This window comes from Erwinia sp. E_sp_B01_1, assembly GCF_036865545.1.
In the GTDB taxonomy this organism is placed as follows: Bacteria; Pseudomonadota; Gammaproteobacteria; order Enterobacterales; family Enterobacteriaceae; genus Erwinia.
The window spans coordinates 4,724,463-4,750,612 of record NZ_CP142208.1 but is presented as its reverse complement, the minus strand read 5'-3'; the positions used below and the strand labels follow the sequence as shown (position 1 = coordinate 4,750,612).

Genomic DNA, 26,150 nt, shown 5'->3' with positions numbered 1-26,150 from the left:
ACGGTTCAAGGAGAAGGTATGAAAACCAAAGTAGCGTTAGTGACCGGAAGCGGTCAGGGGATTGGCCGGGCCATCGCCTTACGGCTCGCAAAAGATGGATTTGCCGTCGCCGTGGCGGATTTCAACAGCCAGACTGCGCAGCAGGTTGCCGGTGAGATTATCAGCGGAGGCGGCAAAGCGCTGGCGGTCACTGTGGATGTCTCGCAGCGCGATCAGGTGTTTGCTGCCGTAGAGCAGGCGCGTCAGGAGCTGGGCGGATTTGATGTCATCGTCAACAATGCCGGAGTGGCTCCCACTACGCCGATCGAGGAGATTACCCCGGAAACTGTCGACAAAGTTTACAACATCAATGTTAAAGGGGTGATCTGGGGCATTCAGGCTGCGGTGAAAGCGTTTAAAGCAGAAGGGCACGGTGGCAAGATCATCAACGCCTGCTCTCAGGCGGGGCATGTGGGCAATCCTGAGCTGGCGGTTTACAGCTCCAGTAAATTCGCCGTGCGCGGGTTGACGCAAACCGCCGCCCGTGACCTTGCTCCGGCTGGCATCACTGTTAACGGTTACTGCCCCGGCATTGTGAAAACACCGATGTGGGATGAGATCGATCGCCAGGTTTCCAGCGCCGCCGGCCAGCCTGTGGGCTACGGCACCGCTGAGTTTGCTAAACGCATCACGCTGGGCCGCCTCTCTGAACCGGAAGATGTTTCGGCCTGCGTTTCCTTCCTGGCGGGGCCAGACTCAGACTATATGACCGGCCAGTCGCTGCTGATTGATGGCGGTATGGTCTTCAATTAATTCCGCTTAATATGGCCGGTTACTGCCGGCCAGTCCCCCTCGCCCTGCCAATTAAATACCTTAAGTCAAACTTCGCCACGCGACAGCGAAACGTTTCGATGGCGATCACAATTTCATGCTTTGCCCGTTGTTTTCGCCTCTACCTCTCATACACTCCCGATCAGCGAAACGTTTCGCTCTGGAGTGAAAGATGAAAAAAGGCACCTTACTGAATTCTGAAATTTCGTCCCTGGTCTCCCGCCTGGGGCATACCGACAGCCTGGTAATAGGCGATGCTGGCTTACCGATCCCGATCGGAACACAGCGTATCGATCTGGCCCTGATGAAAGGTATTCCCAGCTTTATGCAGGTGGTGCAGGCCGTAACCGAAGAGATGCAGGTAGAAAGTGCAGTCATCGCGGAAGAGATCAAAACTCACAATCCTCAACTCCATAGCGAGCTGTTAGCCCTGCTCGACTTGCTGCAGCAACATCAGGGAAACACCCTTTCTATCCAGTACGTCAGTCATGAACAGTTCAAACAGCAAACTCAGCGCAGCCATGCGGTGATCCGCAGTGGGGAATGTTCCCCCTACGCGAACATCATCCTGTGCGCTGGCGTGACCTTCTGAGGCGATCATGCAACCTTTACTGCAACTGCAAGGCATTGATAAATCCTTCCCCGGCGTGAAGGCGCTCTCTGGGGCTGCACTCTCGGTTTATCCGGGGCGCGTGATGGCGCTGGTGGGTGAAAATGGCGCCGGAAAATCCACCATGATGAAGGTGATGACCGGAATCTATCCGCGTGATGCGGGCACCATCAGATGGCTGGGTAACGAGGTCTCATTCAATGGTCCCAAAGCGTCTCAGGAAGCCGGGATCGGCATCATCCATCAGGAACTGAACCTGATCCCCCAGCTCAGCATTGCGGAAAACATCTTTCTGGGACGGGAATTTGTGAACGCCTTTGGCCGAATTCAGTGGAACAAGATGCACGCGGAAGCCGATCTCCTACTAAAGCGGCTGAATCTGCGCTTCAGCAGCCACAAGCTGGTGGGCGATCTGTCGATTGGCGATCAGCAGATGGTTGAGATCGCCAAGGTACTGAGCTACCAGTCAAAAGTGATTGTGATGGATGAACCTACCGATGCGCTTACCGATACCGAAACGGCTTCGCTGTTCCGGGTGATCCGCGAGCTGAAGGCGCAGGGATGCGGCATTGTCTATATTTCGCACCGCATGAAAGAGATCTTCGAGATCTGCGATGACGTCACCATCTTCCGCGACGGTCAGTTTATTGCTGAACGCGAAGTGGAGACCCTGACAGAAGATTCGCTGATTGAAATGATGGTGGGCCGCAAGCTTGAAGAGCAGTATCCCCGTCTGGATAAAGCGCCGGGCGAGGTGCGGCTTAAAGTCGAAAACCTCACCGGACCTGGCGTCGATAACGTGAGCTTTACCCTGCGTAAAGGTGAAATTCTCGGTGTGGCGGGTCTGATGGGCGCAGGCCGGACTGAATTAATGAAGGTGCTGTATGGCGCGATGCCCCGCCACAGCGGAAGCGTGAGTCTTGACGGTAAAGAGGTCACCACGCGTTCGCCAGAACAGGGTCTGCAAAACGGCATCGTTTATATCTCTGAAGATCGTAAACGTGACGGGCTGGTGCTCGGTATGTCGGTGAAAGAGAACATGTCTCTGACGGCGCTGGACTATTTCAGCCACAGCGGAGGAAGGCTGAAGCACGCGGAAGAGCAGCTGGCGGTCAGCGATTTTATCAAACTCTTCAATGTGAAAACGCCTTCGATGGAGCAACCCATTGGGCTGCTCTCCGGCGGCAACCAGCAAAAGGTCGCTATCGCCCGTGGGCTGATGACCCGGCCAAAAGTGCTGATTCTGGATGAACCTACCCGTGGGGTGGACGTCGGCGCGAAAAAAGAGATCTACCAGTTGATCAACCAGTTCAAGGAAGAAGGGCTGAGCATCATCCTTGTCTCCTCAGAGATGCCGGAAGTGCTGGGCATGAGCGACCGCGTGCTGGTGATGCATGAAGGGCGACTGAGCGGAGATTTCCCCATTGAACAGGCCACGCAGGAAGTGTTAATGGCGGCGGCAGTCGGTAAGCAACATAGCGTGGAGCTACAACCATGAGTACCCAGACCCTTCGAGCCAACCGAGTATTCAGCAAAAGCTGGCTGCTGGAGCAAAAATCACTGATCGCGTTGATTGTGCTGATCGTGATTGTCTCCAGCCTTAGCCCGAATTTCTTCACCCTTAACAATATGTTCAACATTCTCCAGCAGACCTCGGTCAACGCCATCATGGCTGTGGGTATGACGCTGGTGATCCTGACGTCGGGTATCGACCTTTCCGTGGGTTCTCTGCTGGCGTTAACCGGAGCGGTTGGGGCTTCTCTGGTTGGTATGGAAGTGAATGCGCTGGTGGCCGTTGTGGCATCGCTGGCGCTGGGCACCCTTATTGGCGCCATCACCGGAACCATAGTGGCAAAAGGCAAGGTTCAGGCCTTTATTGCCACGCTGGTGATGATGCTGTTATTGCGTGGCGTCACCATGGTCTATACCAACGGCAGCCCGGTGAACACCGGCTTTAACGACAATGCCGACCTGCTTGGCTGGTTCGGGATTGGTCGCCCGCTGGGTATCCCAACGCCGGTGTGGATTATGGGGCTGGTGTTCCTGGCTGCCTGGTACATGCTGCATCACACCCGCCTGGGCCGCTACATCTATGCGCTGGGTGGCAATGAAGCGGCTACACGGTTATCCGGCATCAGCGTTAACCGCGTCAAAATTATCGTTTATGCGCTGTCCGGTATGCTGGCCGCGCTGGCCAGCACCATTGAAGTTGCCCGTCTCTCTTCTGCTCAGCCAACGGCAGGCACCGGCTATGAGCTGGATGCTATCGCAGCGGTTGTGCTGGGCGGTACCAGCCTGGCGGGCGGCAAAGGACGGATTATGGGAACCCTTATTGGTGCCCTGATCCTCGGTTTTTTAAATAACGGGCTGAACCTGCTCGGTGTTTCGTCTTACTACCAAATGATCGTCAAAGCTGTGGTGATACTGCTGGCGGTGCTGGTAGATAACAAAAGCAGTAAATAATACTCTCCTACAGGAATTTATGATGAAAATGAAACTGACTGCACTTGCTGTTCTGCTTGGCCTGACCGTAAGCGCTAACGCACTGGCGAAAGAGACTATCGCGCTGGTGGTTTCCACGCTGAATAATCCGTTCTTCGTTTCGCTGAAAGATGGCGCGCAGAAAGAAGCGGACAAACTGGGTTATAACCTGGTGGTGCTGGATTCGCAGAACAACCCGGCGAAAGAGCTGGCTAACGTGCAGGATCTGACCGTACGCGGCACCAAACTGCTGCTGATTAACCCAACGGATTCCGATGCCGTGGGCAACGCCGTGAAGATGGCAAACCAGGCCAGCATTCCGGTGATCACGCTTGACCGTGTTGCCTCACAGGGCAAAGTTGTCAGCCACGTTGCTTCTGATAACCGTTTCGGCGGCAAAATGGCCGGTGACTTCATCGCCAAAAAAGTCGGCGAGAAAGCCAAAATTATCGAACTGTCGGGTATTGCCGGCACTTCTGCCGCTCGTGAACGCGGCGAAGGTTTTAAAATGGCTGCCGATGCGCATAAGTTTGAGATCCTGGCCAGTCAGCCTGCAGATTTCGACCGCACCAAAGGTCTGAACGTCATGCAGAACCTGCTGACCGCACACCCTGATGTGCAGGCTGTGTTTGCACAGAATGATGAAATGGCTCTGGGCGCGATGCGTGCATTGCAAACCGCCGGTAAATCTGATGTTGTGGTAGTCGGCTTTGACGGCACCCCGGATGGCATGAAGGCTGTTGAAGGGGGCAAACTGGCCGCTACTGTGGCTCAGCAGCCTGAGCAAATCGGCATGATCGGCGTGCAAACGGCTGATAAAGTGCTGAAGAACCAGAAAGTTCAGGCTATCAACCCGGTTGACCTGAAGCTGGTCACTAAATAAATCAGCACTACCAGCGCTGCCTTTTCCAGGCAGCGCCTTTTCCGGACAACACCCTTATGAAAAATACCGGCAAGCTGGCTGTCCTTGGCAGCATCAATGCAGATCACATTCTGAATCTGGCGTCGTTTCCTCGTCCCGGAGAAACGGTGATCGGCAGGCAGTATCAGATAGCCTTTGGCGGGAAAGGGGCAAACCAGGCGGTAGCCGCTGGCCGCAGTGGTGCCGCTATCTCCTTTATTGCCTGTGTGGGCGAGGATGATATCGGTGAGCGCATTCGCCAGCAGCTGGCTGAGGATAAGATTGATATCGCCGCTATCGACGTAGTGCCGGGTGAGTCTACCGGTGTGGCGTTGATTTTCGTTAACGGTGAAGGTGAAAACAGCATTGCGATCCATGCTGGTGCCAATGCGGCGTTAACGCCAGCGCTGGTTGAAAAACATAAGCAGACGATTGCTGAGGCGGATGCGCTACTGATGCAGCTGGAATCCCCGCTTGATAGCGTGCTGGCGGCGGCAAAAATTGCCCGCGAGCATCAGACCAAAGTGATCCTTAATCCCGCACCGGCTATGCCTCTTTCGGCAGAACTGCTGGCGCTGGTGGATATGATTACCCCTAACGAAACCGAAGCGGAAGCGCTGACCGGTGTGCATATTGATTCCGATGAGGATGCTGCCCGTGCGGCGGGTATTCTCCATGATAAAGGCATAGGCAGCGTACTGATTACGTTGGGCAGCCGTGGTGTCTGGCTGAGTGAACAGGGCCAGGGCCAGCGCATTGCCGGATTTAAAGTGAAAGCGGTTGATACCATTGCAGCGGGCGACACCTTTAACGGCGCATTGATTACCGCATTGCTGGAAGAGAAACCCGTGGCAGAGGCCGTACGCTTTGCTCACGCCGCTGCGGCTATTGCGGTAACACGGTCAGGTGCTCAACCTTCCGTGCCGTGGCGTAGCGAAACCGACAGCTTCTTGCAGCAGCAGGGGTAACTCTTGGCCACCATGAAAGATGTTGCGCGACTGGCCGGTGTGTCGACATCCACGGTTTCACACGTCATTAATAACAACCGTTTTGTCAGTGAGGCGGTGCGTGAAAAAATCACCTCTGCCATTACCCAGCTTAACTACGCCCCTTCTGCGCTGGCCCGAAGTCTTAAACTCAACCAGACGCGTACTATAGGTATGCTGCTTACGGCCAGTAGCAACCCTTTCTATTCAGAAGTGGTGCGCGGGGTAGAGAGAAGCTGTTATGAACGCGGCTACAGTCTGGTGCTGTGCAACACCGAGGGCGATGAAAATCGCATGAACCGGAGTCTGGAAACGCTGCTGCAAAAGCGGGTTGATGGCTTGCTGATCATGTGTAACGAAAGCCACATCCCCTCTGCGGAAATCCTCAACCGCTATCCTTCTATTCCCTCCGTAATGATGGACTGGTCCCCTTTTGAGGGCGGCAGCGACATTATTCAGGACAATTCACTGCTGGGCGGAGAGATGGCAACCCGTTTTCTGATCTCACGGGGTTACCGGCGTATTGCCTGCATCGCCGGGCCACAGGACAAAACGCCCGCCCGCTTGCGTCTTGAAGGGTTTCATCAGGCTATGACGCAGGCAGAGCTACCGGTGTTGCCTGGTTATGTGGTCAACGGCGATCTGGAGTTTCAGGGAGGCTTCAACGCCATGAATCAGCTTCTGGCACTCAAGCCTTTTCCTGAGGCTGTTTTCACCAGTAATGATGCGATGGCGGTTGGGGTCTATCATGCGCTGTTTCAGGCAGGACTCTCTGTTCCAAAAGACATTGCCGTGATGGGCTATGACGATATCGAGCTGGCTCGCTACATGACGCCGCCGCTTACCACTATCCATCAACCTAAAGATGAGCTGGGAGAGCTGGCTATCGATACGCTTATCCATCGCCTTAAAGAGCCCGGTGGCAGCCAGCAACTGCTGGTTCTGACACCGGAATTGATAGAGCGGGGATCTGTAGGCGAACGTTAAGCGGCTTTCCGGCGTTTTTCCCGGTTTGCGATCAGGTGCTTACCGTCGCCGGCTTTTAACATCATAAAGACCAGTCCCGAAACCACCGTCACCACTCCCATGGTCAGGAACGTGGCGTGGAAGTGCTGCACGGTGGTGCCATCAAAGTTTTCATAAAACCGCAGTACTGCGGCACTGACTGCCACGCCAAAACTGATAGCCAGTTGCTGAGTGACCGCCAGCATACTGTTGCCGCTGCTGGCGTTGGCATCATTCAGGTCGGCCAGCGTGATGGTATTCATGGCGGTAAACTGGGTCGACATCGCCATACCCAGGATAAACAGAGGGATCAGCAGCGCGACCATCCCCATCCCGGGGGATTGTAATGAGAAGCTGGCGATCAACACGCCAATAATGACGCTGATCCACACCAGCGTTTTGCGATAACCAAACCATCGCAGCACCTGAGTCACCGTCGACTTGGCCATAATTGACCCCAGCGCTGTGGGTGCCATCATGCAGCCGGCCAGGATAGCGGTGTAGCCAAATCCCACCTGAAGCATCAGCGGCATCAGAAAAGGGATACAGCCAGTGCCCAGCCTGGAAGCAATATTGCCCGCAATGCCAACCGAGAAGGTGCGGGTTTTAAACATCGGCAGTGGGATAAGCGGAGTGTGATAACGGCGGGCGTGCACTATATAGAGAAGAAGTAACAGTATGCCCCCCAAAGTCACGGCCAGAGCGATGCTGCCAGCCACTATTTTCTCACCCAACAACTCTATCCCGCTCGAAAGCAGGACCAGACCAAGCCCGAACAGCAGAAAACCCAGCAGATCAAAGCGACGGCGCGGCGTGGTGAAGTCAGGCATATATTTGCGCGCGTAGACAATCCCCAGAATGCCCATGGGGATATTAATCAGGAATATCCAGTGCCAGGTAGCGTAAGTGACCAGTACACCGCCCAGCATCGGGCCAAGTACCGGTCCGATCAGGCCTGGCATGGTGACGAAGTTCAAAACGGGTAAGAGTTCGCTGCGTGGGTAGGCTCTCAGTAAAGCCAGGCGTGCTACGGGCATCATCATTGCGCCCCCCACTCCCTGCACCACTCTGAATACAATAAGTTGGGTAAGCGATCCGGAGAGGGCACAGGCCAGAGAACCCAAAGTAAAAAGTAATACCGCCACGATAAAGACTTTGCGAGTCCCAAACCTGTCTGCCAGCCAGCCGCTGACTGGAATAAGCAGAGCGACGGTTAAGGTGTAGCTGATTACGGCGGATTGCATCGCCAGCGGGGAACGGTCAAGACTTTGGGCGATAGCAGGAAGGGCGGTGTTCAGTATGGTGGCATCCAGCGCCTGCATAAAGAAGGCCATGGCGGCAATCCACGGAAGTCCGGCCATACTGCGCGCGGATTTTATCATTTAGCGTCCTTATCTGGGTCAGTACTGACAGAAGTACTCTGCAATCATTAAAGAATAGCATCAGGCAATCCGCTTTCGTGATGCTCAAAATGTCTTTTAAAGGGATATCTGGCGCTAAAATAACCGTAAGATGGCCGTTTTTTAGTCTTTTGGTGAAAAAGAAAGCAGTCAGATCTTTTTTGTGTAGAAACACTTGCGGGCTTCCAGGAATTCCCTATAATGCGCCTCCACTGACCCGGAACAACGACTTAACGGTCGCCGCATCAGAGGTTCAGGAAGCTGAACCGCCGGAGAAAAACTTCTGAAAAAGACGTTGACTCTGAAGGAGGATAGCGTAGTATACGCCACCTCGCAGTAAGTCGCCACGGCGCTTACCGCACCGCTCTTTAACAATTTATCAGACAATCTGTGTGGGCACTCGCAGGATTGATATCAGCGTCTTTGGACGCAAAAAATATCAAGCCTTAAGAGTGAACACATAATGAAATTCATTATGACGTTTTACACTTGAGCATCGCTGCACTTGTTGCAGCAAATCGAACTTTTAATTGAAGAGTTTGATCATGGCTCAGATTGAACGCTGGCGGCAGGCCTAACACATGCAAGTCGAACGGTAGCACAGAAGAGCTTGCTCTTCGGGTGACGAGTGGCGGACGGGTGAGTAATGTCTGGGAAACTGCCTGATGGAGGGGGATAACTACTGGAAACGGTAGCTAATACCGCATAACGTCTTCGGACCAAAGTGGGGGACCTTCGGGCCTCACGCCATCGGATGTGCCCAGATGGGATTAGCTAGTAGGTGGGGTAATGGCTCACCTAGGCGACGATCCCTAGCTGGTCTGAGAGGATGACCAGCCACACTGGAACTGAGACACGGTCCAGACTCCTACGGGAGGCAGCAGTGGGGAATATTGCACAATGGGCGCAAGCCTGATGCAGCCATGCCGCGTGTATGAAGAAGGCCTTCGGGTTGTAAAGTACTTTCAGCGGGGAGGAAGGCGATAAGGTTAATAACCTTGTTGATTGACGTTACCCGCAAAAGAAGCACCGGCTAACTCCGTGCCAGCAGCCGCGGTAATACGGAGGGTGCAAGCGTTAATCGGAATTACTGGGCGTAAAGCGCACGCAGGCGGTCTGTCAAGTCAGATGTGAAATCCCCGGGCTTAACCTGGGAACTGCATTTGAAACTGGCAGGCTAGAGTCTTGTAGAGGGGGGTAGAATTCCAGGTGTAGCGGTGAAATGCGTAGAGATCTGGAGGAATACCGGTGGCGAAGGCGGCCCCCTGGACAAAGACTGACGCTCAGGTGCGAAAGCGTGGGGAGCAAACAGGATTAGATACCCTGGTAGTCCACGCCGTAAACGATGTCGACTTGGAGGTTGTGCCCTTGAGGCGTGGCTTCCGGAGCTAACGCGTTAAGTCGACCGCCTGGGGAGTACGGCCGCAAGGTTAAAACTCAAATGAATTGACGGGGGCCCGCACAAGCGGTGGAGCATGTGGTTTAATTCGATGCAACGCGAAGAACCTTACCTGGCCTTGACATCCACGGAATTTGGCAGAGATGCCTTAGTGCCTTCGGGAACCGTGAGACAGGTGCTGCATGGCTGTCGTCAGCTCGTGTTGTGAAATGTTGGGTTAAGTCCCGCAACGAGCGCAACCCTTATCCTTTGTTGCCAGCGAGTAATGTCGGGAACTCAAAGGAGACTGCCGGTGACAAACCGGAGGAAGGTGGGGATGACGTCAAGTCATCATGGCCCTTACGGCCAGGGCTACACACGTGCTACAATGGCGCATACAAAGAGAAGCGACCTCGCGAGAGCAAGCGGACCTCATAAAGTGCGTCGTAGTCCGGATCGGAGTCTGCAACTCGACTCCGTGAAGTCGGAATCGCTAGTAATCGTAGATCAGAATGCTACGGTGAATACGTTCCCGGGCCTTGTACACACCGCCCGTCACACCATGGGAGTGGGTTGCAAAAGAAGTAGGTAGCTTAACCTTCGGGAGGGCGCTTACCACTTTGTGATTCATGACTGGGGTGAAGTCGTAACAAGGTAACCGTAGGGGAACCTGCGGTTGGATCACCTCCTTACCTGAAGATACTTTCCCGCGTAGTGTCCACACAGATTGTCTGATAGAAGTAATGAGCAAAGAACGAACCAGAGTCCCCATCGTCTAGAGGCCCAGGACACTGCCCTTTCACGGCTGTAACAGGGGTTCGAATCCCCTTGGGGACGCCATCTCCTGATAATGAGTGAAAGACATTATCAACCAGTATCTCAAAACTGATTATGCCGCGAGGCGAGTCACGTTTGAGATATTTGCTCTTTAACAATCCGGAACAAGCTGAAAATTGAAACGACGCGTCGTTTTCATTCTCCGTAATAAGAATGAAATTTACGACGCGGTCGAGTCTCTCAAATGCTCGCAACAGCTCGTGTCCTCCGGGACGCTTGTGGGTTGTGAGGTTAAGTGACTAAGCGTACACGGTGGATGCCTAGGCAGTCAGAGGCGATGAAGGGCGTGCTAATCTGCGATAAGCGTCGGTAAGGTGATATGAACCGTTATAACCGACGATACCCGAATGGGGAAACCCGGTGCACCTTGGTGCATCATTGCATGGTGAATACATAGCCATGCAAGGCGAACCTGGGGAACTGAAACATCTAAGTACCCAGAGGAAAAGAAATCAACCGAGATTCCCCCAGTAGCGGCGAGCGAACGGGGAACAGCCCAGAACCTGAATCAGTTTGTGCATCAGTGGAAGCGTCTGGAAAGTCGCAGGGTACAGGGTGATACTCCCGTACACGAAGATGCACTTGCTGTGAGTTCGATGAGTAGGGCGGGACACGTGACATCCTGTCTGAATATGGGGGGACCATCCTCCAAGGCTAAATACTCCTGACTGACCGATAGTGAACCAGTACCGTGAGGGAAAGGCGAAAAGAACCCCGGCGAGGGGAGTGAAACAGAACCTGAAACCGTGTACGTACAAGCAGTGGGAGCACCTTCGTGGTGTGACTGCGTACCTTTTGTATAATGGGTCAGCGACTTATATTCTGTAGCAAGGTTAACCGTATAGGGGAGCCGCAGGGAAACCGAGTCTTAACTGGGCGTTAAGTTGCAGGGTATAGACCCGAAACCCGGTGATCTAGCCATGGGCAGGTTGAAGGTTGGGTAACACTAACTGGAGGACCGAACCGACTAATGTTGAAAAATTAGCGGATGACTTGTGGCTGGGGGTGAAAGGCCAATCAAACCGGGAGATAGCTGGTTCTCCCCGAAAGCTATTTAGGTAGCGCCTCGTGAATTCATCTCCGGGGGTAGAGCACTGTTTCGGCTAGGGGGCCATCCCGGCTTACCAACCCGATGCAAACTGCGAATACCGGAGAATGTTATCACGGGAGACACACGGCGGGTGCTAACGTCCGTCGTGAAGAGGGAAACAACCCAGACCGCCAGCTAAGGTCCCAAAGTCATGGTTAAGTGGGAAACGATGTGGGAAGGCACAGACAGCCAGGATGTTGGCTTAGAAGCAGCCATCATTTAAAGAAAGCGTAATAGCTCACTGGTCGAGTCGGCCTGCGCGGAAGATGTAACGGGGCTAAACCATGCACCGAAGCTGCGGCAGCGACGCGTATGCGTTGTTGGGTAGGGGAGCGTTCTGTAAGCCGTCGAAGGTGGACTGTGAGGTCTGCTGGAGGTATCAGAAGTGCGAATGCTGACATAAGTAACGATAAAGCGGGTGAAAAGCCCGCTCGCCGGAAGACCAAGGGTTCCTGTCCAACGTTAATCGGGGCAGGGTGAGTCGACCCCTAAGGCGAGGCCGAAAGGCGTAGTCGATGGGAAACAGGTTAATATTCCTGTACTCGGTGTTACTGCGAAGGGGGGACGGAGAAGGCTATGTTGGCCGGGCGACGGTTGTCCCGGTTTAAGCGTGTAGGCTTGAGTTCCAGGCAAATCCGGAACTCTTTAAGGCTGAGGCGTGATGACGAGGCACCACGGTGCTGAAGCAACAAATGCCCTGCTTCCAGGAAAAGCCTCTAAGCATCAGGTAACACAGAATCGTACCCCAAACCGACACAGGTGGTCAGGTAGAGAATACCAAGGCGCTTGAGAGAACTCGGGTGAAGGAACTAGGCAAAATGGTGCCGTAACTTCGGGAGAAGGCACGCTGGCGCGTAGGTGATGGGACTTGCTCCCGGAGCTGAAGCCAGTCGAAGATACCAGCTGGCTGCAACTGTTTATTAAAAACACAGCACTGTGCAAACACGAAAGTGGACGTATACGGTGTGACGCCTGCCCGGTGCCGGAAGGTTAATTGATGGGGTTATCCGCAAGGAGAAGCTCTTGATCGAAGCCCCGGTAAACGGCGGCCGTAACTATAACGGTCCTAAGGTAGCGAAATTCCTTGTCGGGTAAGTTCCGACCTGCACGAATGGCGTAATGATGGCCAGGCTGTCTCCACCCGAGACTCAGTGAAATTGAACTCGCTGTGAAGATGCAGTGTACCCGCGGCAAGACGGAAAGACCCCGTGAACCTTTACTACAGCTTGACACTGAACATTGAGCCTTGATGTGTAGGATAGGTGGGAGGCTTTGAAGCGTGGACGCCAGTCTGCGTGGAGCCAACCTTGAAATACCACCCTTTAACGTTTGATGTTCTAACCTGGCGCCGTAATCCGGCGTGGGGACAGTGTCTGGTGGGTAGTTTGACTGGGGCGGTCTCCTCCTAAAGAGTAACGGAGGAGCACGAAGGTTAGCTAATCACGGTCGGACATCGTGAGGTTAGTGCAATGGCATAAGCTAGCTTGACTGCGAGAGTGACGGCTCGAGCAGGTGCGAAAGCAGGTCATAGTGATCCGGTGGTTCTGAATGGAAGGGCCATCGCTCAACGGATAAAAGGTACTCCGGGGATAACAGGCTGATACCGCCCAAGAGTTCATATCGACGGCGGTGTTTGGCACCTCGATGTCGGCTCATCACATCCTGGGGCTGAAGTAGGTCCCAAGGGTACGGCTGTTCGCCGTTTAAAGTGGTACGCGAGCTGGGTTTAGAACGTCGTGAGACAGTTCGGTCCCTATCTGCCGTGGGCGCTGGAAGATTGAGAGGGGTTGCTCCTAGTACGAGAGGACCGGAGTGAACGCACCACTGGTGTTCGGGTTGTCATGCCAATGGCATTGCCCGGTAGCTAAGTGCGGAAAAGATAAGCGCTGAAAGCATCTAAGCGCGAAACTTGCCTCGAGATGAATCTTCCCTGGGCCTTTAAGGCCCCTGAAGGGACGTTGAAGACTACGACGTTGATAGGCCGGGTGTGTAAGCGCAGCGATGCGTTGAGCTAACCGGTACTAATGACCCGTGAGGCTTAACCTTACAACACCAGAAGCGTTCTGGTGGGCGTCTGAGAGACGCAACGATTTTCAGCCTGTTCGATAACGGATTGATTTGCGTGGCCTGCGAGGGCGGCGTGAACAACAGAATTTGCCTGGCGGCTTTAGCGCGGTGGTCCCACCTGACCCCATGCCGAACTCAGAAGTGAAACGCCGTAGCGCCGATGGTAGTGTGGGGTCTCCCCATGCGAGAGTAGGGAACTGCCAGGCATCAAATCAAGCACTGACCCCGACCGCAAGGCCGGGGTTTTTTGCGTCTGCGCGCGATGAAAAACCGGCCAGTATTGCCCGAGATTCAGGTCCGGGCCCGGCGAAGACCGGCGTGACCGGTGAAAAAGTGCAAAGAAAAAGGCCCCGCGCTGACGCGCCGGGCCTTTTGTCGTTTTGAACCCGCTGAAACGTGATGAACTCAGCGGGCAGAACGCGCTGAATATTCATTCTTTAGCCACTGCACTATAAAATCAGCGATCTTATCTGCGGCATTGAGATCTAACAGTGGTATCTCCAGGCAAAGATCGCTGTCGCTGGCTACTGCAATTACCCTGCTGTCAGGCATAACCGCTTGCCCCGAGCCTTGCCGGTGCAACAGAATCCGGGGAATGGCATCATGCTTGAACCCCTCAACCAGAATAATATCCAGCAGAGTCTCATCCATACGACTCGCCAGAAACTGGAGATCTAAAGCCTCGTTTCCCGGTGTTTCAGTCATTAAAGCCCAGCGGTTGCGATTCGCCACCATTACCTGATCGGCACCGGCTTTGCGCAGCTCATAACTGTCTTTGCCGGGCGTGTCCACATCCACGTCATGATGGGTATGCTTAATAAGCCCGGGCCTGATCCCGCGGATTTTCAGCAGTGGAATTAACTGCTTCAGTAAAGTTGTCTTTCCGGTACCGCTCCAGGCGGTGATACCCAGTACTGGAATCATTCTGTCGGCCCCTGAAATGCCGCAAGATCGTCAGGCGTATTGATATTAGTAAAAGCCCGATCGTCATCGAAAATGACGGCATTACCAGACATTTCACTAAGAAAATACATTAACTTGCGATCGCCACGTTGCAGGTATTCTTCGAGCTGGCTGGCCACGCTTTTGTTCATCAGCGCAAGAGTAGGGTGATCGCGTTCGTGACTGCGGACCCAGGCAATACTGGCCTGACCTTTTCCAAGCCATAATTTTTGCACCAGATCCTGAGGAAGAAACGGGGTGTCGCATGAGGCGAAAACGGCCCATTCGGTCTTAATGTAATGCAAACCAGAGAGCATTCCTGCCAACGGGCCGGCAAATCCGGTCAGGGTGTCGGAAAAAACATCGCAACCACTTTGCTGATAACGATCCTGATGCCGGTTAGCGCTAATGAAAAGTGCTCCAACCTGGGGACGTAAACGGGCCAGAACATGCTGATATAAAGGCTCGCCGTTCAACAGGATCAGCCCTTTATCTTCACCCTTCATCCTGGTGCCTTTTCCTCCGGCAAGGATAATGCCGGTGACGTCCTCAACCCGATACCGCTCTGCCATAGGTCTTAATACCCCTCTTTTAATGTGGATTTAAAACTGGTAACCTGGCTCCTCTCTCTACCAGAAGGAACTTTGCCATGAAATGCCACCGTCTTAATGAACTGCTCTCGCTTTTACAGCCTGAATGGCAAAAAGAGCCGGACCTTAGTCTGATGCAATTTTTACAGAAACTGGCTGAGGAATCAGGTTTTACTGGCCCCCTGACCGAACTGACTGATGATATCCTGATCTATCACCTTAAAATGCGGGGCATGGATAAAACTGACCAGATCCCGGGCCTTAAGAAAGATTATGAAGAGGATTTTAAAACGGCCCTGCTGCGCGCTCGCGGTATTATTAAAGATTAATCCCCGGTGCCGTCCGACGCCTGCGCTGTTTAGTGATATTCTTAACGGCTACTTCAAGCCATGAGCGTGCCGGATGAAAGAACCCGCTTTTAACTTCCACAATTTACATCCAAATACCATCCTTGATGCGCTCTGGGAGACCGGGATCCGCGTGGAGTCAGGGCTGACGGCTCTGAACAGTTACGAAAACCGGGTTTATCAGTTCTCAGATGAGGACAGAAAACGCTACGTGGTGAAATTCTATCGTCCTCAGCGCTGGTCCCAGCTGCAGATTGAGGAAGAGCATCAGTTCACTGCACAGCTGTTTGCGGATGAAGTTCCGGTAGCGGCCCCTCTGCTGTTGCAGGGTAAAACGCTACACCAGCATGATGGCTACCTTTATACGGTTTTCCCGAGCCTTGGTGGGCGTCAGTACGAAACCGATAATTATGATCAACTGGAATGGGTGGGGCGTTTTATGGGCCGTATCCATCAGACCGGTCGTAAGAGTACGTTTACTGCCCGGCCCACTATCGGACTGGAAGAGTACCTCACCGAACCCCTTCAGGTGCTTGAAGCCTGCAATCTTGTACCAGGCAAGCTGAAAGAGGATTTATTAGTCAGCGTCCGGCACTTAGGCACAACTTTACAAAAATACTGGCATACTCAGTGGCGGCCGCTGCGCCTGCATGGCGACTGCCATCCGGGGAATATTCTCTGGCGTGATGGCCCGATGTTTGTTGATCTTGATGATGCCCGTAATGGTCCTGCCGTACAGGATTTATGGATGTTGATTAACGGTGACCGCCAGGAACAGCGTCTGCAGTGGGATATTCTGCTGGAAGCTTACAGTGAGTTTTGTGAGTTCGACACACACGAATTGTCACTGATTGAACCTTTACGCGCCATGAGGATGGTTTATTATCTGGCGTGGGTTGTTCGCCGTTGGCAAGACCCTGCATTTCCTGCAAGTTTTCCGTGGATGACGGATGAGGATTTCTGGCGCAGGCAGATTTCCATCTTTAACGAGCAGGCCAGACTGTTGCAGGAACCCCCGCTTCAGCTGATGCCCGCTTTCTAAGGCTGACCGCCTTTTCCGGTCCGCCCCTTTTGTAGTCAGGAGAGAGTTACACAATGAAAAAGCTTTGGTTCGCACTGGTTGGTTTGGTTCTGGCTTTCAGTGCTTCGGCAGCCCAGTTTTCGGAAGGTCAGCAATACGTGACAATACAGAAACCCGTGACCGGCGAGCCACAGGTTCTGGAGTTCTTCTCTTTCTACTGTCCTCACTGCTATCAGTTTGAACGCGTCTGGCACGTCAGCGACGCCGTGAAGCAGGGCCTGCCTGCCAATACTAAAGTGACTAAATATCACGTTGAGTTCCTGGGCGGCGAGATGGGTAAAACGGTAACCCAGGCCTGGGCTGTGGCTATGGCGCTGGGTGTGGAAGACAAAGTCACTGCACCGATCTTTGACGGTATTCAGAAAACGCAGACCATCACTGATCCGGCCAGCCTTAAAGAAACGTTCGTAAAAGCGGCGGGCATTAAGCCTGAAGACTACGATGCAGCCTGGAACAGCTTTGTGGTGAAATCTCTGGTAGCGCAGCAGGAAAAAGCGGCAGCCGATGTGGATCTGCAGGGCGTGCCTGCCATGTTTGTTAACGGCAAATATATGGTTAACAACGGCGGTCTGGATACCAGCTCACAGGATGTCTACGTTCAGCAATATGCTAATGTTGTGAAGTTCCTTCTGACTCAGAAGTAATGACAGCTAACGCGAAAACGCCGGCGATTGCCGGCGTTGTTGTATCCGTCCCGACCCCATTCATTTCCCTGAAATAAGCCAGCCGGGAAGATCCTGATTCTTAAGGAGAGATCCCGGATGATCGCCTCACGAATAATTACTATCCACACAGGATTAATTCCGGCGATCCTGAAGTAATTCCTGGATTTATAATTTAACTTATTGAAAACAAGTTTTTTTTGTTTTGCATAAGAAATTATATTCTGCTGCTAAAAAAGCATGAACATTTTTACGCACAAACTTATCCACAGCTTATTGATGCGGCACGTCGCGCAAAATCTCTCTCTTAATCAACTTAATCGGCCGAGTTAGTTCATCTTTACTGCTCAGGTGTGGCATCCTTACCCTATTGATAAAACCAACGAAGAACGTGACGACTTATGGCACAAATTGCAGAAAACCCGCTTATTCTCGTGGATGGCTCTTCCTACCTCTACCGCGCTTACCATGCCTTCCCTCCGCTAACCAACAGTGCAGGCGAACCTACGGGAGCGATGTATGGTGTGCTGAATATGTTGCGCAGCCTGCTGCTGCAATATAAGCCCAGCCATGTGGCCGTGGTTTTTGATGCCAAAGGCAAAACTTTCCGCGATGAGCTTTTCGAACAATATAAATCCCACCGTCCTCCGATGCCGGATGACCTGCGGGCGCAAATCGAGCCTCTGCACAATATGGTCAGAGCCATGGGCTTGCCGTTGTTGGCCGTGAGCGGCGTTGAAGCTGACGATGTTATTGGAACGCTGGCACTGGAAGCCGGAAAACAGGGGAAACCGGTATTAATCAGTACGGGTGATAAAGATATGGCGCAGTTGGTGACGCCGGATATTACCCTGATTAACACCATGAATAACGCTATTCTTGGCCCGGAAGAAGTGGTAGAAAAGTTTGGTGTTCCCCCTGAGTTAATCATCGATTTCCTCGCCCTGATGGGTGACTCCTCGGATAATATTCCTGGCGTTCCCGGCGTGGGTGAAAAAACTGCCCAGGCTCTGTTGCAAGGGCTGGGCAGTATTAAAGTTATCTATGAAAATCTGGATAAGGTCGCTGGCCTGACGTTCCGTGGGGCTAAAACCATGGCCGCCAAACTTGAGCAAAATAAAGAACTCGCTCTGCTCTCTTATCAACTGGCGACTATCAAGACTGACGTTGAACTGGAACTCTCCTGCGATCAATTGACTGTTAATGAACCCGCAGTAGAAGAGCTGTTGGGAATGTTCCGTCATTATGAGTTCAAACGCTGGATTACCGATCTCGAAGAGGGGAAATGGTTACAGGGCAAGAGGAGCAATCCTGTCGCTCAGAAAGCACTGGTTGAGAAAGTGGAAGAGCAGGCAGAGGTGACCAGCATACTCTCCGCTGACGGCTACGTTACTATTCTGGATGAAGAGACGTTTGAAAGCTGGCTGAAGAAACTGCAACAAAGCGACCTCTTCGCTTTCGATCTGGAAACAGATTCCCTGGATACGCTGAGTGCCAATATTGTTGGTCTCTCCTTTGCCGTGGCTCCTGGCGAAGCAGCCTATCTGCCCGTTGCTCACGACTATCTTGATGCGCCAGCCCAGCTGGACCGCCAAAGCGTTTTAGCGCGCCTTAAGCCACTGCTGGAAGATGCAAAGCTGCTTAAGGTCGGGCAAAACCTGAAATACGATCGTGGCGTACTCAGTAACTATGACATTGAGCTAGCCGGCATCCGTTTCGACACCATGCTTGAGTCCTATGCGCTGAACAGCGTATCAGGTCGGCATGACATGGATTCGCTGGCTTCACGCTGGCTGGGCCACAAAACCGTCTCGTTTGAAGAGATCGCCGGTAAGGGAAAAAAACAGTTAACCTTTAACCAGATTGCGCTGGAGCAGGCGGCCCATTACGCCGCTGAAGATGCTGACGTCACGCTTCAGCTGCATCTGAAAATGTGGCCGGAGCTGGAGAAAGAGCAGGGGCCAAAGCAGGTTTTCGACACTATCGAAATGCCGCTGGTCACTGTTATTTCACGTATTGAACGCAATGGTGTACTAATTGACCAGAATATTCTGGCCGCGCACTCCAAAGAGCTGACTGTTCGCCTGGCAGAACTGGAGCAAAAAGCCCATGAGTTGGCGGGCGAGCCGTTTAACCTCTCCTCTCCTAAACAGCTTCAGACAATTTTGTTTGAAAAGCAGGGGATTAAGCCGACTAAAAAACCCCTGGCGGTGCCCCTTCAACCAGCGAGGAAGTGCTGGCGGAACTGGCGCTGGATTATCCTTTGCCCAAGGTGATCCTTGAGAACCGCGGTCTTGCCAAGCTGAAGTCGACCTATACAGACAAATTGCCGTTGATGATCAATCCGGTTACGGGACGCGTGCATACTTCGTATCACCAGGCAGTAACGGCAACCGGGCGTCTCTCTTCAACCGATCCAAATTTGCAGAATATCCCGGTAAGAAATGATGAAGGGCGTCGCATTCGTCAGGCCTTTATTGCGTCGAAAGGCCACAAGATTGTGGCTGCTGACTATTCACAAATTGAACTGCGCATTATGGCTCACCTGTCGCAGGATCGGGGCCTGCTGACCGCCTTTGCTGAAGGCCAGGATATTCACCGCGCCACAGCGGCAGAGGTTTTTGGCGTCGCCGTGGAGAAAGTCACCGGTGAGCAACGCCGCAGTGCAAAAGCGATTAACTTCGGCCTGATTTACGGCATGAGCGCCTTTGGATTATCCCGCCAGCTGAATATTGGCGCGGGTGAAGCGAAGAAATATATGGATCTCTACTTCGAACGTTACCCTGGCGTTCTGCAGTATATGGAGAGTACCCGACAGCTTGCTGCTGAAAAAGGATATGTCTCCACGCTGGACGGGCGTCGCCTCTACCTGCCTGATATCAAGGCCAGTAACGCCATGCGCCGCAAGGCCGCTGAAAGGGCGGCAATCAACGCCCCGATGCAGGGAACCGCAGCAGATATCATCAAAAAAGCCATGATTGCAGTTGATGCCTGGCTGGCGACGCAGACCACGCCCGAAGTGAAAATGATCATGCAGGTTCACGATGAACTGGTGTTTGAAGTGAAAGCATCAGAAGTTGAAGCCGCATCAGCGAAGATTCGCGATCTGATGGAAAACAGCATGAAACTCGATGTGCCCTTGCAGGTTGATGTAGGCGTTGGCGACAACTGGGATCAGGCCCACTAATCTGGCGGGCTGTGACCGGATGAGACTGATTTCATGAAGGATTCAGTCTCATTTTCTACCTATAAGAAAATGCTTTGGTTTAGCAGGTCCGCTTAAGACTTACGCAGATTTCCGTTCAGGCTTTAACCTAAGCAGTTATCCTGAAAGCATTTTTTTTGTAATTAAGCTACAAGCAGCGCCGTTTTCTGTGAGCTGAGTAGGATAACTTGCCGTGTTTTATGGAAATTAACTACAAAAAACCCTTTTTAGGGTCCAGAAAATCATGTAGAGTTTAAGACGTAGGGTACAGAGGTAAGATGTTCTATCTTTCAAACCTTTTACTTCAAGTAATCGGATTTGGCTGAATATTTTAGCCGCCCCAGTCGTTAAGACTGGGGCGTTTTTTATTGGGCGCTATTCTGGCAGGAGGGGTTATTCTTCGGGGATCTCTTCCAGAGTTGCCGGAGGCAGTTCACTGAACCAGGTATCCAGCTGCTGTTGCAACTTATCCACGCCGATTTTCTTAAGCGAAGAGAACATCTCAACCCGGACGTTACCCACAAAGCCTTTCGCCGCTTCACGCACCACATTCAGCTGTGCTTTACGCGCGCCAGAAGCCAGCTTATCGGCTTTCGTTAACAGCACCAGTACCTCAATGCCGCTCTGGACCGCCCATTGGATCATCTGCTGATCCAGATCTTTCAGCGGATGGCGGATATCCATCAATACCACAAGGCCTTTAAGACATTCGCGCATTTGCAGATACTCTGCCAGCGCACGCTGCCACTTCAGCTTCATCTCTTCCGGCACTTCGGCATAACCGTAACCCGGTAAGTCGACCAGACGATAGCCTTCTGCTACCTGAAAAAGGTTGATCAGCTGCGTACGTCCAGGGGTTTTACTGGTACGGGCCAGGCTTTTTTGATTGGTCAGCGTATTCAGTGCGCTGGATTTACCGGCGTTGGAACGTCCGGCAAAAGCCACTTCAAGTCCGGTATCGGCTGGAAGGTGACGGATGTCAGGGGCACTGGTGACAAAATGGGTAACGTGATAATTCCAGCCAGACAAAATAAAAACTCCAGATATAAGGTCAATTGCGCTGAGTATACCCTGTATAGAATGAAAGCGCCCAGCCGACCTGTTTTCTGAAAGGGGCTGTGTAAGAGATCTGCCATTAAGTTTGCCAGATGTTTCCTCTTTTTTCCGGGCGGTAAAGTGACTGAGTAGTGTGTTTACAGGGACTTAGCCAATAATACTTACTGGAAGCATTAAATTTTTTTCAGGTCACCTTGTGAGTTTGACTATTTAGTCTAAAGTTGTTGGCAGAACCAGGAGGGTTCACTTCAGGATGAAGCGCTCAGGGACATCAGGATGATGACGAGCGGGGATGGAATGTGTTGTTGGAAACAACACGACAGGGAAAGGATGGCGTCCAGGAGAGGGCCCCACGGCAAAGGAAAACCGGGATGTTGTGTGCTAAAAAGGATGCTGACTAAGTCAGTCCTTCTGCGGAAGGTGTGAAAAAAGGCGACAGGGTGACCTGGCGCCTTTTTTCTTTGTCTGCTTTCTGCTAGATTCCGCCGCAATTCTATACTGAATATAAATAGTCTGAGAGCAGAAATCATGAAGCAACCTGCACGCGCGCCCCAGGATAAAAAACCGGCTGCAAAAACCAAACGTAAAACGCGTGATGAAACTAACGCGGAAGCCCGCGATCGTAAGCGCGACAAAAAACATCGCGGTAACGCTTCTGGCAGCCGGGCAAACCCTGTTACTACCAGCCAGAAGAGCGGCGGCGGTCAGGCCAACAAAGATCCCCGTATTGGCAGCAAAAAGCCAGTTGCTCTGGGTCCGGCCACCGCAGAAACTCAGCCGGTGAAAAAAACGGCAAAAGTGGCTAAACCTGTTGAAGAGAAAAAAGTCAGCTTGTCCCCAAGGGAAGAACTGACCGCGCTGGAAAACGATCAGCGTCTGGATACGCTGCTGAACCGCCTGGAAAAAGAAGAGACGCTGTCAGCAGAAGATCAGGCCTGGCTCGACCAGACCCTGGACCGCATCGATGTGCTGATGGAGGAGCTGGGTATTGCGCTGGATGATGATGTTGAGGATGAAGAAGCTGAAGAAGACATGTACCGTCTGCTGAAGGGCGGGAACTGATTTTTTCGTTTCTCTGAGAAAAATTGCGGTGGCGCATTATTGCGCTGCCCTTTTTAAAGGTTTCTCTGTTGATGAATTGGCCTGGATCAATTTTCGTGCTGATTCTGCTCTGCAGCCTGGGCGGGTTGTTGGTTAAACTACGTCGTCTTTCGCGGTTAAGAGCCCGAATACAGAAAGCGACCGTCAGCCACTCTTTACGGCATTCCCCTCTCACCCGACGGTCGGCATCCAGACGCCAACGCAGGAGTGAATACCGTGACGCAGATGATTGAATGGGATCAGCAGCTGATTCAGAAGTACAACATCTCGGGCCCCCGTTATACCTCCTATCCTACCGCGCTGGAATTCACTGAAGCATACGACGAAACGACGTTCCGCCTGGCGGCACAACGCTATCCTGACCGGCCTCTGTCGCTCTATATCCATATTCCTTTCTGTCATCGCCTTTGCTACTTCTGTGGCTGTAATAAAGTTGTGACTCGCCAGCAGCAGAAAGCCGATGCTTATCTGGATGCGTTGACGGCAGAAATTCATGCGCGTTCTGCACTGTTTCGCCACCGAACCGTGACGCAGATGCACTGGGGCGGCGGCACGCCAACGTATCTGAGTAAAACCCAGATTACCCGTCTGATGACGGTGTTACGTCAGATGTTTACCTTCAGTGGCGAAGCGGAGCTGTCGATTGAGGTTGATCCGCGTGAGATTGAACTGGATGTGCTGGACCATCTGCGTGCGGAAGGATTTAACCGCCTGAGCATGGGAGTGCAGGATTTCAACAAAGAGGTGCAGGAGAAGGTGAATCGCGTTCAGGATGAACAGGCGATCATCGACCTGATTGATCGGGCGCGCAAGGTGGGATTCTCTTCCACCAGCCTTGATCTGATTTACGGTCTGCCGATGCAAACGCCGGAAAGCTTCGCGTTTACCCTGAAGAAAGTCATCGACCTGAATCCCGACCGGCTGAGCGTGTTTAACTACGCACACATGCCCGCCCTGTTTGCCGCACAGCGTAAAATCAAAGAAGCCGATCTGCCCAATGCTCAGCAGAAAATGGATATCCTGCAACAATCGATCGCCACGCTGACTGCACAGGGATATCAGTTTATTGGCATGGATCATTTTGCCCGCCCTGGCGATGAGCTGGCGGTTGCGCAGCGCAAAGGCAAGCTACACCGTAATTTCCAGGGCTATACCACCCAGGGCGATAGCGACCTCCTCGGCATGGGGGTTTCTGCCATCAGTATGATCGGCGACAGCTATGCGCAAAACGAGAAAGAGCTGAAAACCTGGTATGCGGCGGTAGAACAGAAACAGACCGCACTCTGGCGTGGGGTGAAGCTCACCGCGGATGACTGTTTACGGCGTGATGTGATCAAAACGCTGATGTGCAATTTCGCGTTGAATTTTGCCGACTTTGCTCCTGCCGGTCACTCATTTGAGGACTATTTTGCTGAAGATATGGCTCTGCTGGCGCCCTTTATCAAAGACGGGCTGGTGGAATGCCACAGCAAGGGCATCCAGGTGACGTCTAAGGGACGTTTGCTGGTAAGGAATATCTGCATGTGCTTTGACGTATACCTGCGTCAGAAGGCGCGTACAAAGCAATTTTCACGAGTCATCTGAAGAGCGTTCAGCCAGTGCCATACCGGCAGAACTCTGTTCTTCCGTCAGTAACGCCTCTGCTGTCAGTTCATCAGTGATCAGGCCGTGCAGGATGCCGCCTTTCAGGACGGCGCGAATGGCCTCAATTTTTCCAGGTCCGCCTGCAATGGCCACTATGCGCTCCCGGTGATTAGGCCCCAGCGATACGGCTACGGTGCGGGAAGTCAGCGGGGTGGTCACCTGGTAGCCTTTTTTATCAATAAAGTGCCCCAGAATTTCGCCCACTGCCCCGGAGGCCGAAATGTCGCGGATCTCATCCTCCTGAATCATCCCCGCTTCGACTAACTGAGCCGCTGGCTCAACCGTGCCAATCCCCACCAGTTTCAGGGCCGCACTCTGCGCCAAAGCAAAGACTTCGCTCACGCCACTTTGGGCCAGCAGTACCTGCTTGTCTTCCTGGGTATTGGCAAAGAAGGGCACCGGCATAATATAAGCGCTTCCTCCGGTTTTATCGGCGATACGATGCATAACATCGTGGGGATTGAGGGCATAACTGCGGGTCAGGCAACCCAGCAGCGAGACAAAACGGACCTGATGAGCGTCCATCCGTGGCATCTGGTGGATCATCGCCGCGAGCGTTCGCCCATGACCAAGGCCAATGGTGGCCTGCGGGTTGGCCAGTAGCTGTGAGCGTAAATAATCTGCCCCCGCCATGCCCAGTGCCCTGACAGGAAGCCCCTGTTCCGCCAAATCCGGCGCCACCTGACAGAAACCGAGACTGAAGCGCTGGCGCAGCCGGTTTTCCAGCTCCAGGCACTCCACAATATCGCCGTCAATGCTGACTTTTACCGCGCCTTCAGCCACGACTCTGGCGATCATGCGGTGAGTTTTGACCGACGGCAGTCCCAGCCGTTTCGCCACTTCCGCCTGAGTCAGCCCGCCCACATAGTGAAGCCAGGCAGCACGTAGCGCGAGAGAATCATCCACGTCTCTGGGGGCTACTGTCTGTCTCATCGCTTACCTCTGTGCTGTGGGCGACCTTGCCCGAAAAAGTAGGATGTACCTTACCGCTTCAGCGCCCGATGTCCAGCATCACAGGTGCAGATTCTGCGCGCCGGTATCAATCCAGGGCTGCCAGAAAGCGACGCTTTCAGCGATATGCCGGACCACCAGACGATCGCTCGGCTCACGTTCCTTAAAACTTAATTCCAGGCAAATTTCGTTGTCTTTTGCGCCGCCGCGTTGCAGCGCGTCGAGCAGAGGTTGAGGCTGTATCCGTCCGTTAACGTTATAGTCTGCGGTGAAGGGACGGTGGCCGCCTTTGTCCTGCATGCTTTGCTTGATGTGAATAATGGGAGAGCAGCCCGGCACCGATTCAGCCCAGGCATAGGGATCGTAATCCCGCGGATTGTCTGAGGTGACATCGCCATGATCGATATCCGCCATCAACTGCATTGGAACAGCCATCTGTGCCGCTTCCAGCCGCCGTTGCAAAGTCAGGCAGCGCTCAATCGTCTCGCCAAATTCACGTCCAATGCTCATGGGTTCCCAGAACAGATACTCCAGCCCGGCGGCTTTCGCATGTTCTGCCACTTCTCTCCAACATTCTGTTGCCTGTTCTGTCAGCGCCTCACGCCGTCCGGCATCATCAAAGTCGAGATAGGTGAAGATCGCAAACTGCGAACCCACGGATTTCCCTCCCAGTTCGGCAATGATGTCGGCAAAGGTTTTAAACCAGTCGACATAATAGCGACGCACAGCCGGATCGGGATGACCAAAATGATTCAGCCGGCCATAGGGTCCGGTCATGCCCGACGTTACCCGCACGCCGGTGCGGTCCAGCGCTGCCTTCATACGCCTTGTCATGCTGCGGATTAGCGGGGCAGGCCAGCCAGGATTAATAAACTCATGGGTCAGCTGAAGATCGCGGATGCGGATTTGATGCGCCACGGTGTCGATCAAATCCTCAGGCTCTGCGAAACGGTTTACCAGCGGATTGGTATTCAGTGAGAGTGTCAGTGCCATTTTTGCCTCCTTC

The 26,150-nt window shown here is 53.1% G+C and carries 18 protein-coding genes, 1 tRNA gene, 3 rRNA genes and 1 pseudogene; 17 read left to right on the top strand and 6 right to left on the bottom strand.

All coding sequences use genetic code 11. The features are described from left to right. Positions 1-18: 18 nt before the first annotated feature. The 7 genes from VRC33_RS22040 (at position 19) to rbsR (ending at position 6,775) form a co-directional block, all read left to right on the top strand. Positions 19-792, top strand: a complete 774-nt coding sequence (locus VRC33_RS22040) for a (S)-acetoin forming diacetyl reductase (protein WP_338559482.1) — start codon at positions 19-21, stop codon at positions 790-792. A 190-nt stretch (positions 793-982) separates the two neighbouring features. After that, the gene (rbsD, locus tag VRC33_RS22035) at positions 983-1,402 is read left to right on the top strand and encodes a D-ribose pyranase (RefSeq protein ID WP_338559481.1); all 420 of its coding nucleotides are present in this window, start codon (positions 983-985) and stop codon (positions 1,400-1,402) included. Positions 1,403-1,409: 7 nt separating this feature from the next. Next, positions 1,410-2,918, top strand: coding sequence for a ribose ABC transporter ATP-binding protein RbsA (gene rbsA / locus VRC33_RS22030; protein WP_338559480.1), 1,509 nt, complete (start codon positions 1,410-1,412; stop codon positions 2,916-2,918). Then, a complete protein-coding gene (gene rbsC / locus VRC33_RS22025; RefSeq protein WP_338559478.1) occupies positions 2,915-3,883 on the top strand; it encodes a ribose ABC transporter permease in 969 nt (322 codons plus the stop codon). The genes rbsA and rbsC overlap by 4 nt, the downstream gene beginning before the upstream one ends. 22 nt (positions 3,884-3,905) lie before the next feature. Then, positions 3,906-4,784 (top strand): ribose ABC transporter substrate-binding protein RbsB, encoded by an 879-nt coding sequence (gene rbsB / locus VRC33_RS22020; RefSeq protein ID WP_338564391.1) that lies wholly within the window; start codon positions 3,906-3,908, stop codon positions 4,782-4,784. A gap of 56 nt (positions 4,785-4,840) precedes the next feature. Further along, a complete protein-coding gene (gene rbsK, locus VRC33_RS22015) occupies positions 4,841-5,770 on the top strand; it encodes a ribokinase (protein WP_338559476.1) in 930 nt (309 codons plus the stop codon). Between the two features lie 12 nt (positions 5,771-5,782). Then, positions 5,783-6,775 carry a ribose operon transcriptional repressor RbsR gene (gene rbsR / locus VRC33_RS22010; RefSeq protein ID WP_338564390.1) on the top strand — a complete coding sequence of 331 codons (993 nt, stop codon included), beginning with the start codon at positions 5,783-5,785 and terminating at the stop codon, positions 6,773-6,775. Here the strand turns inward: rbsR and mdtD are convergent. Further along, positions 6,772-8,175: a multidrug transporter subunit MdtD gene (gene mdtD / locus VRC33_RS22005; protein ID WP_338559475.1), complete on the bottom strand. Its 1,404-nt coding sequence runs from the start codon at positions 8,173-8,175 to the stop codon at positions 6,772-6,774. The genes rbsR and mdtD overlap by 4 nt on opposite strands. 545 nt (positions 8,176-8,720) lie before the next feature. On the opposite strand from mdtD, the gene VRC33_RS22000 reads away from it, so the two are divergent. From VRC33_RS22000 to rrf, 4 genes are all read left to right on the top strand, one after another. Further along, positions 8,721-10,263: ribosomal RNA gene (locus VRC33_RS22000) — 16S ribosomal RNA — on the top strand. Between the two features lie 72 nt (positions 10,264-10,335). Continuing rightward, a tRNA-Glu gene (locus VRC33_RS21995) sits at positions 10,336-10,411 on the top strand. Positions 10,412-10,637: 226 nt separating this feature from the next. Next, positions 10,638-13,544 (top strand): 23S ribosomal RNA (locus VRC33_RS21990). Positions 13,545-13,655: 111 nt separating this feature from the next. Beyond that, positions 13,656-13,771 (top strand): 5S ribosomal RNA (rrf, locus tag VRC33_RS21985). Together the 16S, 23S and 5S rRNA genes with 1 tRNA gene alongside form the textbook arrangement of a ribosomal RNA operon. Before the next feature lie 199 nt (positions 13,772-13,970). On the opposite strand, the gene mobB is transcribed toward rrf, so the two are convergent. Next, the gene (gene mobB / locus VRC33_RS21980) at positions 13,971-14,489 is read right to left on the bottom strand and encodes a molybdopterin-guanine dinucleotide biosynthesis protein MobB (protein ID WP_338559474.1); all 519 of its coding nucleotides are present in this window, start codon (positions 14,487-14,489) and stop codon (positions 13,971-13,973) included. Beyond that, positions 14,486-15,079 carry a molybdenum cofactor guanylyltransferase MobA gene (gene mobA / locus VRC33_RS21975; protein WP_338559473.1) on the bottom strand — a complete coding sequence of 198 codons (594 nt, stop codon included), beginning with the start codon at positions 15,077-15,079 and terminating at the stop codon, positions 14,486-14,488. Before mobA ends, mobB begins: the two co-directional genes overlap by 4 nt. Positions 15,080-15,156: 77 nt before the next feature. Here mobA and VRC33_RS21970 point away from each other — a divergent pair, with 77 nt between their 5' ends. From VRC33_RS21970 to polA, 4 genes and pseudogenes are all read left to right on the top strand, one after another. Next, complete coding sequence (locus VRC33_RS21970) at positions 15,157-15,426, top strand: YihD family protein (protein ID WP_338559472.1); 270 nt, start codon at positions 15,157-15,159, stop codon at positions 15,424-15,426. Between the two features lie 73 nt (positions 15,427-15,499). Beyond that, positions 15,500-16,486: a serine/threonine protein kinase gene (locus tag VRC33_RS21965; protein ID WP_338559470.1), complete on the top strand. Its 987-nt coding sequence runs from the start codon at positions 15,500-15,502 to the stop codon at positions 16,484-16,486. Positions 16,487-16,539: 53 nt separating this feature from the next. Further along, entirely contained in the window at positions 16,540-17,169 is a 630-nt protein-coding gene (gene dsbA, locus VRC33_RS21960; RefSeq protein WP_338559469.1) for a thiol:disulfide interchange protein DsbA, read from the top strand. A gap of 419 nt (positions 17,170-17,588) precedes the next feature. Then, a pseudogene (gene polA / locus VRC33_RS21955) lies at positions 17,589-20,374 on the top strand (DNA polymerase I). A gap of 411 nt (positions 20,375-20,785) precedes the next feature. Here polA and yihA read toward each other — a convergent pair. Further along, positions 20,786-21,421, bottom strand: coding sequence for a ribosome biogenesis GTP-binding protein YihA/YsxC (yihA, locus tag VRC33_RS21950; protein ID WP_338559465.1), 636 nt, complete (start codon positions 21,419-21,421; stop codon positions 20,786-20,788). A gap of 555 nt (positions 21,422-21,976) precedes the next feature. On the opposite strand from yihA, the gene yihI reads away from it, so the two are divergent. Both yihI and hemN read left to right on the top strand, forming a co-directional pair. Further along, entirely contained in the window at positions 21,977-22,510 is a 534-nt protein-coding gene (gene yihI / locus VRC33_RS21945) for a Der GTPase-activating protein YihI (protein WP_338559463.1), read from the top strand. A gap of 264 nt (positions 22,511-22,774) precedes the next feature. Further along, on the top strand, positions 22,775-24,133 hold the full coding sequence (hemN, locus tag VRC33_RS21940) for an oxygen-independent coproporphyrinogen III oxidase (protein WP_338564389.1): 1,359 nt from the start codon (positions 22,775-22,777) through the stop codon (positions 24,131-24,133). Here hemN and VRC33_RS21935 read toward each other — a convergent pair. After that, complete coding sequence (locus VRC33_RS21935) at positions 24,119-25,126, bottom strand: sugar-binding transcriptional regulator (RefSeq protein WP_338559461.1); 1,008 nt, start codon at positions 25,124-25,126, stop codon at positions 24,119-24,121. The two genes, hemN and VRC33_RS21935, sit on opposite strands and share 15 nt — an antisense overlap. A gap of 78 nt (positions 25,127-25,204) precedes the next feature. Beyond that, positions 25,205-26,137, bottom strand: a complete 933-nt coding sequence (locus VRC33_RS21930) for a TIM barrel protein (RefSeq protein WP_338559459.1) — start codon at positions 26,135-26,137, stop codon at positions 25,205-25,207. Positions 26,138-26,150 lie beyond the last annotated feature (13 nt).